Raw genomic sequence first — 16,539 nt, forward strand, 5'->3', positions numbered from 1 at the left:
GAAGATGAATCATTTGGTTTACAGAATCCAAAATATAATAGATTTAACGACCTTATATTTTCATTGGGAGATTCTACGAAATTTATAAAGAAAAATAAAAAGAAATTTAATAAACTTATAAACGACAACTCAATCAATCTCTTTTATCAAAACTTTTGGCATGGTATATTTCCGGCTCAATTTAGTGTATTTAATCCATGCGAAAAAGAAATAATTGAAATGAATATTAAATTTGATATTGAACTTTTAGATAAATTTAAGTTTTTAGATAAATGTGCAAAATCTATTTATTCGTCAGCTTTTTAAGAATTTGGAGTATTGCAATTCCTTTGCTTTATAAAGAAAGCTACTTTGTCGTTTGTGCATCAATGAAATTGGTGTACAACAAAGGAAGCGACTGCGTCGCTTATTCATTAAAAAAATTGATGCCCTCCAAAATAAATCCCCAAAAAAGGTGCGAAATATCGCACCTTATATTTTTTATGTTTTTTCTTATCCGTTAAATCTGTGTTAATCCGCGAGCAATAAGCGATTACTTCGCAGGCTCAATATAGCAGAGAATATCACCTTTAGCAACAGATTCTCCGGCTTTATAATCAATATCCATAATTTCACCGGAACAGGGAGCAGCCAGGTTATTGAACATCTTCATGGCTTCCAGAACAACAACTGTTTCTCCTTCTTCCACTTTATCACCGACTTTTTTCTTATACTCGATGATCATACCCGGGATCGGAGCAGTCAGATTTCCTTTTTTACCCGAAGTATCTTCTTTTTTCTCAACCTTTTTCACTCCCGCAACTCCATAAACTTTCGCATTCGGATCAGCAACTTCCACATTGAAATATTCACCGTTCACATAAACATCGAACGCTCGTAATTTTCCTGCTTTTTCTTTCTTTGCTTTGGCTGTCAATTCACCGGAAAGAGCTTTGCTGACAAGTTCCTTTTCTGCTTCCACCTGCTCTATAGTTTTTGGTTTAACATCATCCGGAACTTCTTCCAGACCGTATTTCCATTTCAGGAATCTTTTACCTGTTGTTGGATAAAGAGCATAAATGATCTCATCATCAATGTCTTTTGCCAAACCTTTGACATCTTCTTTAACTTTTGGCATTTCCGGTTCGAGAACATCTCCCGGTCTGCTTGTGATCGGAGTTTCTCCTCGCGGATAACCTTTCAAAGCTTTTTTCTGCACTTTCGGATCCATCGGTCTGGTCGTCTTTCCATACAAACCGAAGCAGAGATCTTTAACCTGTTCTGTGATTTGGGAATATTCTCCGACTTCTTTATCAAAAAGAACATTATTCACGGTTTGAATGCCAACTATCTGACTGGTTGGAGTAACCAGCGGAACCTGTCCGAGTTCTTTCCTGACGCGAGGTAGTGCTTTAAAAACATCATCCAGTCTATCAAGAGCATCCATCTGACGCAACTGGTTAACAAGGTTGGAGAGCATTCCGCCTGGAGTTTGATGCAGGATAACATTTATATCGATAATGGCATTTTTCGTATCATCAAGCAGGTGTTTATATTTTGGAATGATCTTTTCCATTTCTTTATCGATCTCAGCTAATTTTTTAATATCAAATCCCGTATCTCGATTAGTTCCGAGTAGCGATACAACAAGCGGTTCAACTGCAGGATGAGAAGTTCGATAAGCATAAGGAGCCATACAAGTATCCACAATATCGACTCCTGCTTCGATGGCTTTAAAGATCGCCAGATCACCCATTCCGGAAGTGAAATGAGTGTGCAGATGTAATGGAATTTTCGTTTGCTGTTTCAATGCTCTGATCAAATTATAAACATCATAAGGTGAGATCAATCCTGCCATATCTTTGATGCAGATCGTGTCAGCTCCAATCTCTTCTAACTGTTTTGCTTTTTTGAGGTAATAATCGATGTTGTAAGTATCTCCGCCCATTCTCGGTTCAGTTAGAGAGTAACAGATCGTTCCCTGAAAATGCTTCTTATTCTTTTTAATGATCCTGACGGCAGTTTCAAAATTTCGGAAATCATTGAGCGCATCAAAAACCCGGAAAATGTCCATGCCGTTATCGCAGGCTCGCTGGATAAATGCTTCTACTACATCGTCCGCATAATTCCTGTAGCCGACAACATTCTGACCTCGCAGCAACATAGAAAAAGGTGTTTTCTTGATATACTTCTTAAGCGTTCTGATCCTTTCCCACGGATCTTCATTTAAAAATCTGTGCATCGTATCAAAAGTCGCTCCACCCCAGGTTTCCAGCGAGTAGAAGCCAATCTCATCCATTTGTTCAGCAACCGGGATCATATCTTCAGTTCTGCCGCGGGTTGCAAAAAGCGACTGATGGCCGTCTCTAAAACTCAAATCCTGAATTTTTATTGGATTTTCCGCTTTCGGACGATCAATATCATAATTCATTTTGGTCATTTCCAATACACCGTGTTTATCGAATCTCATTTATTCCTCCGTTATTTTACTTTTCTTTTTTTTCTTCTTCTTTTAAATAATTGGCTATTTCTTCCTTTAAATCGCTGATGTTCATATTAAAACTTTACCTTTTTTAAGAATATATTTTGTAAACCTGTTTGGAGGTGATAAAGGAATCAAATCGATGGAGATATTCAATTCATCTTCAATTCTGGCAGCAAGTTCATATATTCTCCAATCATGAATACCATCGCAGGCAAGATCGATATCATTTGCTTCGATATCATCATTTAGAAAGCTTCCGAACAATATTAAGCGGGAGACATTATATTGTTTTGCCAGGAAAATTATCTTGTTTAGCTTTTTTCTTTTATTTAGCATCATCGTTAATTTTACTTGTTTTTTCTTTAATGTAAGAAGTAACTTCTTTTATAAATCTTTTAGCATCTTCATAACTTTTGATCACATTTTCTTTCACTGGTTTCGTAAAAATCGTGTAATCACTTTCTTGTCGATTTGCATAGGATACTTTATATATTTGATACATTTCTTTATCAAAAATTGGATTCTCATAAATAAATTTCTTGTTAAACCAACCCATCAGTTGTGAATGTTTGGAAGTAATAAAATTCTCTAAATAACCTAAAGCCATAACAGAATAAAAAATTGCATAATAAATTCTATTCAGAGAATTGTTTAACCTATCATTGTTAATATTTATTTTCGCATCAATTAATGCTTCTTTCGATTTGTTGAGAAAATTATCAATGAATATCTTTTTGTTTAGAGTCATAATAAATCCCTTTTGTTGTAACTTCTTCGAAGAAAAATGGATTATATTCAAATTCTTCTCTTGTCAGGATTTTCATATCGATAAATATACCATATTTATATTCTATTTCTCCAATTATTCCACAAATTTCCAGTTTTTTTTTTCTCTCGATCTGATCAAAAAGAAGGACAATATCATAATCACTATGAGGTTTGAAATTACCTGTTACTCTTGATCCGAAAAAGTAACTACCTCTGAAATCTTTGAATTCGGATCGGATTTTTTTAATTAGAGATTTCAGAATTTCTCTATCTTTTTTTCTCATTTTTCTGCCTATCTTCTAATTCCTCGTCTCTGCACAAGCATTCTATTTCTCATGATGATCTCTCTTCCGGAACGCACCCAATGACTGGATTGCGTTAAATTCAGTTCTCTCTCTTTTTCCAGCAGATAATAAATCACTCCGACAAGAGCTGCTTTCAACTTTTTCTTTTTATCCAAAATTTCTCCTAAACCGGAATATTCCCATGTTTTTTAGGCGGAAGAGACTCTTTCTTGGTGATCATAATTTCCAGAGAAGCGATCAATCTCGATCTGGTTTCACTCGGTTTGATGACTGCGTCGATATATCCTCGCTCCGCAGCAATATAAGGCGTATTGAATTTCTCTTCATAATCCTGGATCAATTCCTGTCTTTTTGCTTCCGGATCATCTGCTTTTTTCAGTTCTTTTCTGTAAGTACCAACAATGTTGACTGCACCTTGTGCTCCCATCACCGCAATCTCCGCTGAAGGCCAGGCAAAAAGTACATCAGCACCAAGATGTTGAGAACTCATGGCAATATATGCTCCACCATAACTTTTTCGTGTGGTAACTGTAAGTTTGGGAACAGTTGCTTCGGAATAACTCCAGAGGATTTTTGCACCGTGTCTGATAACTCCGTTCCATTCCTGGTCTGTTCCGGGTAAATATCCTGGAACATCGACAAATGTCAGCAGCGGAATATTAAAAGCATCGCAGAACCTGATGAAACGAGCAATCTTATCAGAAGCATCTATGTCGAGACAACCTGCGAGCACCAGCGGCTGGTTGGCGATCACTCCAACAGATCTGCCGTTCAACCTGATAAATCCGATAACGGCATTTTGAGCAAAAAGTTCGTGAGGTTCAAAAAACTCTCCATTATCAGCGACCGCATGAATAACATCTTTAATGTCATAAGCAGCTTTGGGATTGTCCGGAATAAGTGTATCCAATTCAGGACATAAACGTTGAGGATCATCTCCAGTCATCATTATTGGGGGATCTTCCATATTATTATTTGGAAGAAAACCGAGTAACATTTTCATTTTCTCGATGGCATCTTCATCACTTTCACAGGCAAAATGTGCATTCCCGCTTTTAGTGTTATTAGTGATCGCTCCGCCAAGATCTTCAAAATCAGTTTCTTCTCCGGTAACGGTTTTTATTACATTCGGTCCGGTGATGAACATATAACTGCTGTTTTTTACCATGAACACAAAATCCGTCATTGCCGGAGAATAAACTGCTCCGCCTGCGGTTGGTCCCATAATTGCTGAAATTTGTGGAATTACTCCGGAAGCTCTGGAATTTCTAAAGAAAATATCTCCATATCCTTTTAAAGAATCGATTCCTTCCTCGACGCGAGCTCCTCCGGAATCATTCATTCCGATGATCGGAACTCCCGCTTTCATTGCCAGATCCATGATCTTTGTAATTTTCGCAGCATGTTTCTCACCCAGAGAACCTCCTCTCGAAGTAAAATCCTGAGCATAAGCAAAAACCGGTCTTCCATGAACCAGACCATGACTGGTTACTACTCCATCGGAAGGGACATCTGTAGTCGGCATATTGAAATTAGTAGAGCGATGTTTGACAAAGAGATCGATCTCTTTACCTGTTCCTTCATCAAAAAGCAGGTTCAGTCTTTCCCTTGCAGTGAGTTTATCTTTCTCGTGTTGTTTGGCAATACGGGCTTCTCCACCCATTTCTTTAATTCTATTTTCCCTCTGCATCAAATTTTCAATTTTTTCTCTTGTATTCATATTTTCTCCTGTTTCATCGATCTGGAATTTCTGATATTTAGCATTATTTATTATCTAATAAAACACCTTAATTCCAAATATTTTACCAATTTTATATGGACGGAACATCTGTCAAATACTCAATTTTTTCTGCTGCTCCTTTGTGTTTGGGATCGAGTTTGAGTACTTTTCTGAATAATTGTATCGCTTTAAAAATCTGGTGTTTTTGCAGATAAGCCAGCCCGAGATGGTATAGAGCAGAAACATGTTCAGGATAAGTCTCGATCACAAATTGCAGATCTTCTATGGCTTTATCTGTTTCCCCTTTGGATTTGTAAGCAATTGCCCGATGATAATGAATTATAAATGGTTCGGAAGTGTGTTCCAGCAATTTTGTATATTCTTCGATACTTTTTTGTTCATCACCAATATGATAATAACACAAACCCAACCAGTTGTGAGCCATATAGAGTTCAGGATCTGTTTCGATTATCTTTACGAAAATATCTATCGCCTTTGTGAATTGAGCAGCTCGGTAATGAGAAATCGCCAGACGATATGAAGCATAACCGAATTTCGGTTTATATTCTAGAACTTTATTATATGTCTTGATCGAATTATTTATTTGACCAAGCATAAAATATATATTTCCTAAATTCATTAAAGCAGGAATGCTTTCGGGATGAACTTTCAGGATTTTCTGATATTGTTCGATCGCCTTGCTGAGTTTTCCTTCCATCCTGTATTTCTCAGCTAAAGTAAAATTTTCGATTGCTGATTTCATTTGATTTTCCTTAATTTTTTTACCACAAAGAGATTAATATTCTTTGTGTTCTCTGATTTCATTTATTTGTTTTCCTTTTAATTTTTTCATTGTCATTCTGTGTAATCTTATCAAGGAATTCTTCCAAAGAATCTAAAACTTTCAGAAAAACCGAGATTAACATTTGTTGCAGATTCCTGATCTTGTAAGAATATTGTATGAATTCCGAGATTTAAAGAATTTAAGAAGAAATTCTTGAAAAATATCTTAAATTCCTCGTTTGTTACCGATGAAAGAATCCATCTATTTCCAGAAAGAGAAATCCTCATAATGATAGAATTACTACATATTTTTTATGATCTTATCTCCAAATTCTGATGTTTTCAGTTTTTTTGCTCCTTCCATTTGACGCTCGAGATCATAAGTTACGGTTTTGTTGGCAATAGTTTTTTCAAGAGCATTTTCGATCATGATCCCGGCTTCGTTCCAACCCATATATTTCAACATTAAAACACCGGAAAGAAGTAGAGAAGAAGGATTCACCTTGTCCATTCCGGTATATTTGGGAGCAGTTCCATGAGTAGCTTCAAAAAGAGCGATTTCATCTCCAATATTTGCTCCGGGAGCTAAACCAAGACCTCCAACCTGAGCAGCACAAGCATCGGATAGATAATCGCCATTCAAATTCGGAGTTGCAAGTACGCTATACTCATCAGGTCGAAGTAGAACCTGTTGAAATATCTGATCTGCTATTCTATCTTTGATCAGGATTTTATCGACGGGCATCCTACCATCGTATTTCTCCCAGAGTTCTTGCTCCGTAATGATCTCTTTTCTATATTCCTCTTTTGCCAGTTCATATCCCCAATCTCTGAATGCTCCTTCGGTAAACTTCATAATATTTCCTTTATGAACCAAAGTCACATTCGGCAGATTCTGCTGAATGGCATAATCGATAGCCTTTCTAACAAGTCTTTTTGTGCCTGTTACAGATATAGGTTTGATGCCGATTCCACTATCTTCACGAATATTTTTTCCCATAATATTGATCAGGAAATTGATCACTTTTTCTGCTTCCGGACTATCCTGTTGAAACTCGATCCCGGCATAAACATCTTCCGTATTTTCTCTGAACACAACAATATCCAGTTTATCAGGTCTTTTGACAGGTGAAGGAACTCCCTTGTACCATCTGACCGGACGAACACAAGCATAAAGGTCTAAAAGCTGACGCAAACTTACATTTAAGGATCTGAATCTTTTTGTAATAAATTCAGAACCGCATTTGATGCATTTTTCCGGTCTCTTCCCATCTTTCCCATTTTGCTCTTTTGCACAAACCAGGCAGACATAATCGAATCCTCCAACCGGTGTAGTCAAAGGTCCTTTGATCGCCACTTTGAATTCTCTGATCGCTTTAAGCGTGTCTTCAGGTAAAATATCATCATTTCCGTAATTCTGAAGAGCAGATAGTCCCGCATGAATTTGCATCCAGACTATTTTTTTCAGACTATCATAAGATTTCTTAACTGCTGCATCTATGACTTTTCTCGTTACTTTCCAGATATCCGGTCCAATCCCGTCTCCTTCGATGAATGGAATTATGGGATTGTCAGGAACATTAATTACTCCATTTCTAACTGTGATTTTTGCACCTTTAGGTGGTATTCTTATTTTTTCAAATTTCATTATTCCTCCTCTAAAATCGTGTTAATCCTCTCTATGAATTTTTGATGATATTCAGAACACCTCCTGCGATAAGAATTTCTCTTTCCCGACTGCTGAGTTCCAACTTAACTGTTAAATCAATATTTTTAGAAATATTCTGTATCACAAAAGTTTCTTCTTTTTTCACCGCCTGGATAACATTTTGAAACAACAATTTATCAGCTTGTTCCATTTTTTTATAATCGTTTTCATCTGTAAATAGCATGGGAATAATCCCGAAATTAATCAGGTTTGCCCAGTGTATCCTCTCAATAGATTTAGCAATAATCGCTTTTACGCCGAGATATGAAGGACAAATAGCAGCATGTTCGCGAGATGATCCTTGACCGTAGCTCAGACCGGCAACAATGATATTTCCGCGATCTTTCTTTTTATTGGAAAGACATCTTTCCGGGAATGTACTATCCACAGGCTCGAAAACGAATTCGGAATATTTGGGAATATTGGAACGATATTTCAGTCTGATACCAGCCGGCATAATATGATCTGTTGTGATTTTATCTCCGACCTTGAGCATCACATCAGCAGAAAAATTATCGAGTAGTGCTTCATTTACCGGCGGATTTCCAATATTAGGTCCTCGATAAATTTGAACATCCTCTTTCTGTTCTGAAGGTACTGTGATCATAGAATCATCAACAACAAAATGATCAGGAATTTTAATATGTGGTGGATCAAAATCCAGATCTCGGGGATCAGTTATTTCCCCGGTTAACACACAAGCTGCTGCTGTTTCCGGACTTGCCAGATAAATTCCGGCAGATTGCGTTCCGGAACGACCCTTGAAATTACGATTGTTTGTCCGCACTGAAACTGCATCGGTTTGGGGAGCTTGTCCATTGCCGATACAAAAACCACAGGCAGATTCCATAATTCTCGCTCCAAAGGCGATCAAATCTGCTAAAGCACCATTATCAGCGATCATTTTGAAAACCTGTTTTGATCCGGGCGCAACAACAAAACTCACCTCTTCTGGTAAATGTTTTCCTTTCACCATTTCAGCAACTGTCATCAAATCTTTATAAGATGAATTGGTGCAGCTTCCAACACAAACCTGATCAACTTTCATTCCTGCAAGATCTTTGACCAATTTGACATTTCCAGGACTGTGGGGAGTAGCCATTCTTGGCTCGAGAGAGGATAGATCAATGTCGATAATCCTGTCATATTCCGCATCTTCATCTGCCTTGAGTTCCTTCCAGCCGGATTCTCTCTCTTGAGATTTCAGGAACGAAAGAGTTACTTCGTCGCTGGGAAAAACGGAACTCGTAATTCCTAATTCTGCTCCCATATTGGTGATAGTTGCTCTTTCCGGAACACTCAAATTAGCAACTCCGGAACCTCCGTATTCAACAATCCAGCCGACATTTCCTTTGGTAGAAAGCAATTCCAAGATGTATAAAATCACATCTTTAGCAGCAACCCAGGGAGATAATTTTCCTGTTAAATTCACTTTGAGAACTCTTGGAGAGGGAATATAAAAGGGAAATCCTGCTAAAGCTCGAGCCACATCTAATCCTCCCGAACCGATCGCCAGCATGCCAATTCCACCTCCGGTAGGTGTATGACTGTCTGATCCAAGTAAAGTTTTTCCCGGTAAACCGAATCTTTCCAGATGAACCTGATGACAAATTCCATTGCCTGCTCGGGAATAATATATGCCGTATTTTCCAGCAATTGTTTGCAGGTATTTATGATCATCAGCATTTTCAAAACCCATCTGGCTGGTATTATGATCGACATAACTGACCGAAATTTCAGTTCTTATTTCCGGTATGTCCATTGCTTCAAATTCTAAATATGCCATTGTTCCAGTTGCATCTTGAGTAAGTGTCTGATCGATCTTGATGCCAATCACATTTCCTGCTTTTACTTCACCTTCAACGAGATGTGAATTTATTATTTTTTGAACGATATTAAATCCCATTTATAAATCCTCTGATAAATGTATCGTTCCCAATCGGGGATTGGGAACGATATTATTTAATTTAGCCTTTTTTATTTTTTTATAATCGGAGATTTCTCAAGAGAAAAGCAGGTAGAAATCTCTGCTTGGAAAACAATCTACTTCTTTTTCCTTAATTTCTCGGCTAACCATTCGTTCGTAACAGTTTTCGGTCTGATGATCGGAGCCTGTAATCCGCGAGCCATGATAGCTTGCGCACTGAATCCGAGTATCCTGGAAACACCGAACATGACAGTGTAAAAATCAAACATTGTTAATCCGTAATTAAAGAGCATGGAACCGGAAATAGCATCAACATTGGGATATGGATCTGCGATTTTTCCACCGCCATATTCCTTTAAAATTTCCGGAACAATTTCAAACAATCTCTTTACGATCTGAAATGTTTCTTCTTTGGGACAATGTTTTTCACCAAATTCATAAAAAGCTGTAAATCTTGGATCTGTTGCTCTTAATACGGCATGTCCGTAACCTGGAACTACTTTTCCAAGTTTTAAAGTTGATAAAACAAAATCAATCAATTCTTTTTTGGTAGGAACTTTCTCGAATTTTTCCTGAATAGACAGGACAAATTTCAGACATTCCTGATTTGCCAGACCATGCAATGGTCCTGCAAGTCCGTTCAAACCGGCAGCAGTTGATAAATAAAGATTTGAGAGAGCCGAATTTACAACCTTTGCGGTAAAGGCGCTGACATTCCCACCTTCATGATCGCAATGCAGGACCAGATAAAGACGGACTAATTTGGCAAATTCACCATCAGGATCAGGAATACCGAGCATGTTCGCAAAATTTCCACCCCAATCGAGACTATCATTATAAGGGATCAAATCACCAAGCGAATAGCGAATCCTGTAAATCCCTGCTGCGATTGCCGGTATTTTTGCAATAATTTCCAGAGCATCGTCGAGAGTTGCTTCCCAATAATCTGCCTTTCTCATTCCTTCGGCATATTTTGCTTTAAAAATTGAACCACCTTCCATTGCCATAATAGCAATACTGAACATGGTCATTGGATGAGTGTCTTTTGGTAAAGCATAAAGAACATCCCAGACATGCTCCGGAACTTCCGAGCGAATACGCAACTCTTCCTGAAGTTTTTCCAGATCAGGTTTTTCAGGAAGTTCTCCCGTACAAAGAAGATAAAATATCTCTTCCGGGATGGTATCGGTTAATTTTGCTAAAGGAATTCCCCTGATATGCAATCCCTTGTAAGGATCAACAAAAGAAGAATTACAGACCAAAGCCGTAACACCTCTCATTCCACCAAGCATCTGTTTTACGGTAACATTTCCGATTACGGTATCAGCGTATTTTGATAGAAATTCATTTTTGATATACGCTCTCATCTCGGGAATCTGACTTCTGATTTTTTCTCTAAGTCGTGACATTTAATCCTCCTTTTTTTACTTAGAAAATTGTTTTTTTTCGACCGATCTCTTTTTTGAAGATCATTGCCAAAAATTTATTTTAATTTCGACAATTTTATGTTCAAAAAAAGAAAATCCTGTTTTTTTGTGTCAATGAAAAAATATTTATTTATTTTATTTCTACTGTAATCCTTTACTATTATTAATTAAGATACAATTTAATGCCCTTGAAAATCAATCCTCAAATAACTTTATAAGAAGAATACACCGGTTGGAACATTTTGCTTTTAACGAATGTCAGCAGATCATCAGGTCTCTTTTCCCAGGCAATACCTTTCTGATATGCTATTTCACAAACAGCAACTGCAATCTGAGCAGAAATTTCCCTGATATCGTTCAAATCAGGATAAACTCTACCTTTTTTCAGGTCTTTCTCGCTAACGAGTTCAGCCAGTGTTTTAGCTGCTATATAAAACATCGAATCAGGAATTTTAGTTGCTTTACAGGAAATTGCTCCCAGACCGACTCCTGGAAAAATATACATGTTATTTCCCTGACCTGTGTAATATGTTTTTCCTTTAAATTCTATAGGTTTAAACGGGCTTCCACTGGCAAAAACAACTTTACCGTCTGTCCATTTATAGGCTTGTTCGGGTGAACATTCCGATTTTGAAGTGGGATTAGAAAGAGCGAAAATAACCGGAATCTCAACATGCTTCTTCATTTCACGAACAACCTGCTCATTAAACGCACACGGTTGTTTACTGACACCTACCAGAACAGTAGGTTTGACTGTTTTTACAACATCCAATAATTTTTTTTGGAATTTCCCTGATCTGGCATAAGGGATCTTATGTTCTGCTAATTCGTCTCCTCGAGTAGTAGTAACCAGTCCTTTACTATCCAGAAACCAGAAATTTTTTCGTGCCTTTTCTTTGGATAAACCTTCTTCAACCATCCCGGCAACGATCATATCGGCAATTCCAACAGCAGCAGAGCCAGCACCAAAAAACACAATTCGCTGATCGCCCAATTTTTCTTTGGTAATTCTCATGGCTGCTAATAATCCGGCAAGAGCAACACTTCCGGTTCCCTGGATATCATCATTGAAACAGAGTAATTTTTCTCGATATTTTTTTAATAATGGAAAAGCGTGGTCATTAGTAAAATCTTCGAATTGGATTAGAGCACGGGGCCATCTTTCATGAGCAGCGATAATAAATTCATCTAAAATTTCATAAAAATCTTCACCTTTTAAACGACGATGATTTTCGCCAAGATATAAAGGATTATCGAGCAGATCTTCGTTTTCCGTGCCGACATCGATCACGATCGGAAGAGTTTTGGAAGGATGGATGCCTGCACAAGCAACATAAAGAGATAATTTCCCAACCGGAATTCCCATACCGCTTGCTCCCAGATCACCTAAACCTAAAATTCGACTTCCATCGGTAACAACGATCACATCTACTTCATCAACAGGCCAATTGTTTATCCTCTTTTTTATTTCTCCCTTTCCTCTCGCTGAAATATACATTCCTCTTGTTCTTCTGAAAATATGACCGTACTGCTGGCAGGCAAGCCCAACTGTCGGTGTATAAATTATGGGAGTCATATCTTCTAAATTATTTAACAACATCGCGTAATAAAGAGTTTCATTTCTGTCGTGCAAAGCTTCCAGGAAAATATACTTTCCAATATCCGTATCTTTTCGACGATAATTTTCAGTTACTCTCTGGATTTGTTGTTTCAAGGTTGAGACATGGGGAGGTACTAATCCATAAAGATTGAAGTCCTCTCTTTCTTTTTCAGAAAACGCAGATCCCTTATTCAACATTGGATCGCGGATAAGATCTAAACCTTTTTTTGAAACTTTGAGTTCATTGTGAAATGACGGATTCTTTTTATGCATTTTTGTGGACATTTAAATTTTTTCCTTATTTTTCATTTCTTTTCATTCCTGAATTCCATCTGGGAATGTTGGTTTTATAATAATTTCATTTTGATTATCTTACTTGAAATAAAATTCCTTCTCCAAATTGTGTTTCTCACGAAACTTTTCAGGAGAATTTGAGAACAAGCAGAAATATCAATCATCAAAAAAAGCATCAAAATTGATACTTTTTTTAGATTTAATTTTTTCGCTGGTCGGGCTGTAAATATATTTATTTTTATGCAAAATTCGAGGAGCAACGCGGGGAACGGTCATACTGGCATCCATCAGGAACATGATCTTTTCGTTTCCTTTGATCTCGAGGGCTCTATCGATTGCTTTCTGCAGATTCCAATATCCTTTGATAAAAATGTTTTCCAGTAATTTCGGATCAAGTTTCGTGTAAGCCCACAAAGAAGCCCATTTCATAATTTCGGCAAGTTTAGCCGCTTTATGATAACCGAGTTTATAACCTTTGGAAATTTTATCAAAGACATCATCGGGATTTCGGGCTGAACTCATCAATTTTAAAAAAGTTTCTCCACCAACTCCTTTTCTACAGCTGGAAATCAGGATCATTATTCCGTTTTCGTTTAAAGCCAGTTTGCTATTATCGATCGCTTTCTGGGATTGGTAAAGATCGATGTCCATAGGATAAGGAGCAACTGCAACTACAATATCAGCCTTATCTTTGATCTCAACCGAGAAAACATCTTTTGCTTTTCCGGTAGCCATATTAAAAGCTTCGTGAGTTTCTCCGCAAACACAATAGTAAATTTTATGATCTTTGTTCAGAACGGTTTGAATTGAAAATATCTGTTTGTTTTTTGCAAGCAGGTCATATGCTTCTTTGATATCTTCCCGAACCGGATTTCCATCGGTTATCAGGGCTTTTGCAGTTGATTTCAAAGCCAGGGCATGATTTTGCTCGATAGTTTTAAAACCGGCAATTCCGGGTAAAAATGATTTTGCTCCGCCAGTATATCCGGCAAAATAATGAGGTTCGACAGAAGTAATATAAACTATCTTTTTTGCTTTAAAAACTAATTTGTCAAAATAAACTTCAGTCCCGTTTTGAGTCTTTCCGATAAAAATATTCTCGCTTTCATTTTTCGCATCATGAGATATTGTTTTATTCAGAAGTTCGGAATAATGATTGCCAAAAAGTTCGATGTATTCGTCTTTGCTCGCACCACGATGAGCACCGGTAGCAATTATAAATTTTATGTCTTTGTTTTTGATCTTACTCCATAAAAGATCAATTATCTTTGCATTCGGAGTTGGTCTGGTCGCATCGTTGATGATAAAAAGGATCGGTTCGTTACCTTTGATAAAATTCTCAAAGGAAGGTGAATTTAAGGGATTTTTTAAAGCTTCAGAGATCACTTCTTTTTCAGGACGAAGTTCGACGGTGTTCGGATAGACGATCTCTCCGACATTTTGTTTAGGGAGAGAAATATTTAATTCCTCTCCCCAATATGGAATATTTATCTTCATTTAGATCAATTTTTCAGATTCTATCTTCTCGATGGCTTCCCGGACTTTAGCTGCAGAAAGATGAAGCGCATCCTTCTCTTCCGTAGTCAGAGATAATTCAATAATTTCTTCGACTCCACCTCTACCTATTTTAATCGGAACACCGGAGAATAATCCGTCGATTCCGTATTCTCCCCGCAGATAAGCAGAACAAGGCAGAATTCTATTCCTGTTACGAACGACACACTCAACCATTTCGGCAGCAGAACTTCCAGGTGACCAGTAAGCACTTCCCGTTTTCAGATATGCGACAATTTCTCCACCTGCTTTACGAGTTCGGGTAACCAGTTTTTCTATTGTAGCTCTCGGTAAAAGTTCCGTTACCGGAATACCGTGAACAGTCGAATATCTTGGTAATGGTACCATCAGATCACCATGACCGCCCAGAACAAGAGCTGTTACATTGAGAGGACTCACACCCAGTTCATCAGCGATAAAATATCTGAATCTGGAAGAATCTAAAACACCTGCCATACCGATTACTTTTTTCAAAGCAAAACCTGTAACTTTCAGAGCAACATAAGCTAAAATATCAAGCGGATTTGTAACTGTAATGACAACCGCATTAGGAGCATATTTGGCAATTTCTTCCGAAACACTTTTCATGATCTTGACATTATCCTTGACCAAATCCTCGCGGGACATTCCCGGTAATCTCGGTTTACCCGCTGTAACCACAATTACATCCGAATCCTTGATCATTGACATCTCGGAATAGCCATTAATATAAACATCATATCTTCTAATAGGAGAAGCTTGTACGATATCCATTGCTTTACCTTTTGCCCAATCATCGACAATGTCTATTAATGTTATATTCGCAACTTTCTTTTCCGCCAGATAAAGGGCGCAGGCAACTCCAACATTTCCACTTCCAATTATACTAACTTTCATGATTTCCCCCTATATTCCCAATGATTCGATTGTTTTACTGATCACATTTGCCGATTCCTGCAACTGTTCTCTTATAGACAACGATAGTTCGAGATCAATAATTTTTTCAATGCCATCTGTTCCCAATTGCACAGGAACATCCAGGCAATTGTTCTTAAAACCATATTCTCCATCAAGACAGGTTGGAGCACAAATAATTGCTTTTGTATCACTCATGATCGCACCAACGGTTTCGGCAATAGCAGCTCCCGGAGAATACATCGAGGTTTGTCTTTTCAATAAAGACAAAATTTCCGTACCGGCTTCCCTAGCTTTGGAAATTATCTCTTTTATTTTATCTGCCGGCAACAATTCTGTAATTGGTATTCCGCAAACCCTGATAAATTCGGGCGGAATAACCATAAATTTGTGATGACCTCCAAGAACCAAAGCACTAACCTCGATAGGTGTAACTTCAAGTTCCTGAGCCACAAATTCACAAACTCGCGTCACATCTAATTTACCGGCAACTCCCAGAACTTTCATCCTGTCAAAACCGGATTTTTTCCAGGCATAATATGTCATTGCAGTAACAGGTTCACTTAAAACGATGATGATCGAGTTTGGTGCATATTTTTTGATATTTTCGATGATCGGGTCAATGATCTTTACATTCTCTTCTAACAATTCAAGTCGAAGAGTATTCGGTTTCCTGACTTTTCCGGCTGTGATCACAACGACTTTGGAGCCCTTAATTTTTTTAATATCAGAAGATCCCTCGATCTTGATATTATAACCGCGTAAAGGTGATGCCTCGGAAAGATCAAGAGCACTTCCTTCGGCTTTTCCTTCTAATTTGTCGATCAACATAATGTTTGCCGAACCTTTTTCTGCGAGATAAAACGCTGCTGCAACTCCCACATTACCACTACCGATAATCGATACTTTTTCCATACATTCCTCCTTGTTTTTTTTATACTTCATCATTCTGCAATCACTAATCATCATTCGATATTCTTTTTATGATTTAAGAATAATGAACACCGATTGTTGATTGTTGAAAAAAATCAATCTTCATCATTCTGCAATCACTGATCATCATTCGATATTCTTTTTATGATTTAAGAATAATGA

The 16,539-nt window shown here is 37.6% G+C and carries 13 protein-coding genes; all 13 read right to left on the bottom strand.

Annotated elements, in window-relative coordinates:
• Positions 1-532: 532 nt before the first annotated feature.
• Positions 533-2,449 carry a pyruvate carboxylase subunit B gene (locus tag ENL20_01070; GenBank protein HHE37151.1) on the bottom strand — a complete coding sequence of 639 codons (1,917 nt, stop codon included), beginning with the start codon at positions 2,447-2,449 and terminating at the stop codon, positions 533-535.
• A gap of 81 nt (positions 2,450-2,530) precedes the next feature.
• Entirely contained in the window at positions 2,531-2,803 is a 273-nt protein-coding gene (locus ENL20_01075; protein ID HHE37152.1) for a nucleotidyltransferase domain-containing protein, read from the bottom strand.
• Positions 2,790-3,212, bottom strand: coding sequence for a HEPN domain-containing protein (locus ENL20_01080; GenBank protein ID HHE37153.1), 423 nt, complete (start codon positions 3,210-3,212; stop codon positions 2,790-2,792). The genes ENL20_01075 and ENL20_01080 overlap by 14 nt, the downstream gene beginning before the upstream one ends.
• Positions 3,184-3,516, bottom strand: a complete 333-nt coding sequence (locus ENL20_01085; GenBank protein ID HHE37154.1) for a nucleotidyltransferase domain-containing protein — start codon at positions 3,514-3,516, stop codon at positions 3,184-3,186. The genes ENL20_01080 and ENL20_01085 overlap by 29 nt, the downstream gene beginning before the upstream one ends.
• Before the next feature lie 184 nt (positions 3,517-3,700).
• Positions 3,701-5,257 carry a methylmalonyl-CoA carboxyltransferase gene (locus tag ENL20_01090; protein ID HHE37155.1) on the bottom strand — a complete coding sequence of 519 codons (1,557 nt, stop codon included), beginning with the start codon at positions 5,255-5,257 and terminating at the stop codon, positions 3,701-3,703.
• Between the two features lie 91 nt (positions 5,258-5,348).
• On the bottom strand, positions 5,349-6,020 hold the full coding sequence (locus ENL20_01095; GenBank protein HHE37156.1) for a tetratricopeptide repeat protein: 672 nt from the start codon (positions 6,018-6,020) through the stop codon (positions 5,349-5,351).
• Positions 6,021-6,341: 321 nt separating this feature from the next.
• Positions 6,342-7,688, bottom strand: a complete 1,347-nt coding sequence (locus ENL20_01100) for an NADP-dependent isocitrate dehydrogenase (GenBank protein HHE37157.1) — start codon at positions 7,686-7,688, stop codon at positions 6,342-6,344.
• A gap of 31 nt (positions 7,689-7,719) precedes the next feature.
• Positions 7,720-9,654, bottom strand: a complete 1,935-nt coding sequence (locus ENL20_01105) for an aconitate hydratase (GenBank protein ID HHE37158.1) — start codon at positions 9,652-9,654, stop codon at positions 7,720-7,722.
• Between the two features lie 137 nt (positions 9,655-9,791).
• Positions 9,792-11,084 carry a citrate (Si)-synthase gene (locus ENL20_01110; protein HHE37159.1) on the bottom strand — a complete coding sequence of 431 codons (1,293 nt, stop codon included), beginning with the start codon at positions 11,082-11,084 and terminating at the stop codon, positions 9,792-9,794.
• A gap of 220 nt (positions 11,085-11,304) precedes the next feature.
• The gene (locus tag ENL20_01115) at positions 11,305-12,975 is read right to left on the bottom strand and encodes an NAD-dependent malic enzyme (GenBank protein ID HHE37160.1); all 1,671 of its coding nucleotides are present in this window, start codon (positions 12,973-12,975) and stop codon (positions 11,305-11,307) included.
• A 177-nt stretch (positions 12,976-13,152) separates the two neighbouring features.
• Positions 13,153-14,493, bottom strand: a complete 1,341-nt coding sequence (larA, locus tag ENL20_01120; GenBank protein HHE37161.1) for a nickel-dependent lactate racemase — start codon at positions 14,491-14,493, stop codon at positions 13,153-13,155.
• Positions 14,494-15,426: a malate dehydrogenase gene (mdh, locus tag ENL20_01125; protein HHE37162.1), complete on the bottom strand. Its 933-nt coding sequence runs from the start codon at positions 15,424-15,426 to the stop codon at positions 14,494-14,496.
• Positions 15,427-15,435: 9 nt separating this feature from the next.
• Entirely contained in the window at positions 15,436-16,413 is a 978-nt protein-coding gene (locus ENL20_01130; protein ID HHE37163.1) for a malate dehydrogenase, read from the bottom strand.
• Between the last annotated feature and the right edge of the window lie 126 nt (positions 16,414-16,539).

This window comes from Candidatus Cloacimonadota bacterium (genome assembly GCA_011372345.1).
Classification (GTDB): domain Bacteria; phylum Cloacimonadota; class Cloacimonadia; order Cloacimonadales; family TCS61; genus DRTC01.

Bases quoted from the DNA above. Each gene is read 5' to 3' on its own strand.
- ENL20_01075 (HHE37152.1), bottom strand. From the start codon at position 2,803: ATGATGCTAAATAAAAGAAAAAAGCTAAACAAGATAATTTTCCTGGCA.
- ENL20_01090 (HHE37155.1), bottom strand. From the start codon at position 5,257: ATGAATACAAGAGAAAAAATTGAAAATTTGATGCAGAGGGAAAATAGA.
- ENL20_01105 (HHE37158.1), bottom strand. From the start codon at position 9,654: ATGGGATTTAATATCGTTCAAAAAATAATAAATTCACATCTCGTTGAA.
- ENL20_01100 (HHE37157.1), bottom strand. From the start codon at position 7,688: ATGAAATTTGAAAAAATAAGAATACCACCTAAAGGTGCAAAAATCACA.
- ENL20_01070 (HHE37151.1), bottom strand. From the start codon at position 2,449: ATGAGATTCGATAAACACGGTGTATTGGAAATGACCAAAATGAATTAT.
- ENL20_01110 (HHE37159.1), bottom strand. From the start codon at position 11,084: ATGTCACGACTTAGAGAAAAAATCAGAAGTCAGATTCCCGAGATGAGA.
- ENL20_01085 (HHE37154.1), bottom strand. From the start codon at position 3,516: ATGAGAAAAAAAGATAGAGAAATTCTGAAATCTCTAATTAAAAAAATC.
- ENL20_01080 (HHE37153.1), bottom strand. From the start codon at position 3,212: ATGACTCTAAACAAAAAGATATTCATTGATAATTTTCTCAACAAATCG.
- ENL20_01115 (HHE37160.1), bottom strand. From the start codon at position 12,975: ATGCATAAAAAGAATCCGTCATTTCACAATGAACTCAAAGTTTCAAAA.
- larA (HHE37161.1), bottom strand. From the start codon at position 14,493: ATGAAGATAAATATTCCATATTGGGGAGAGGAATTAAATATTTCTCTC.
- mdh (HHE37162.1), bottom strand. From the start codon at position 15,426: ATGAAAGTTAGTATAATTGGAAGTGGAAATGTTGGAGTTGCCTGCGCC.
- ENL20_01095 (HHE37156.1), bottom strand. From the start codon at position 6,020: ATGAAATCAGCAATCGAAAATTTTACTTTAGCTGAGAAATACAGGATG.
- ENL20_01130 (HHE37163.1), bottom strand. From the start codon at position 16,413: ATGATGATTAGTGATTGCAGAATGATGAAGTATAAAAAAAACAAGGAG.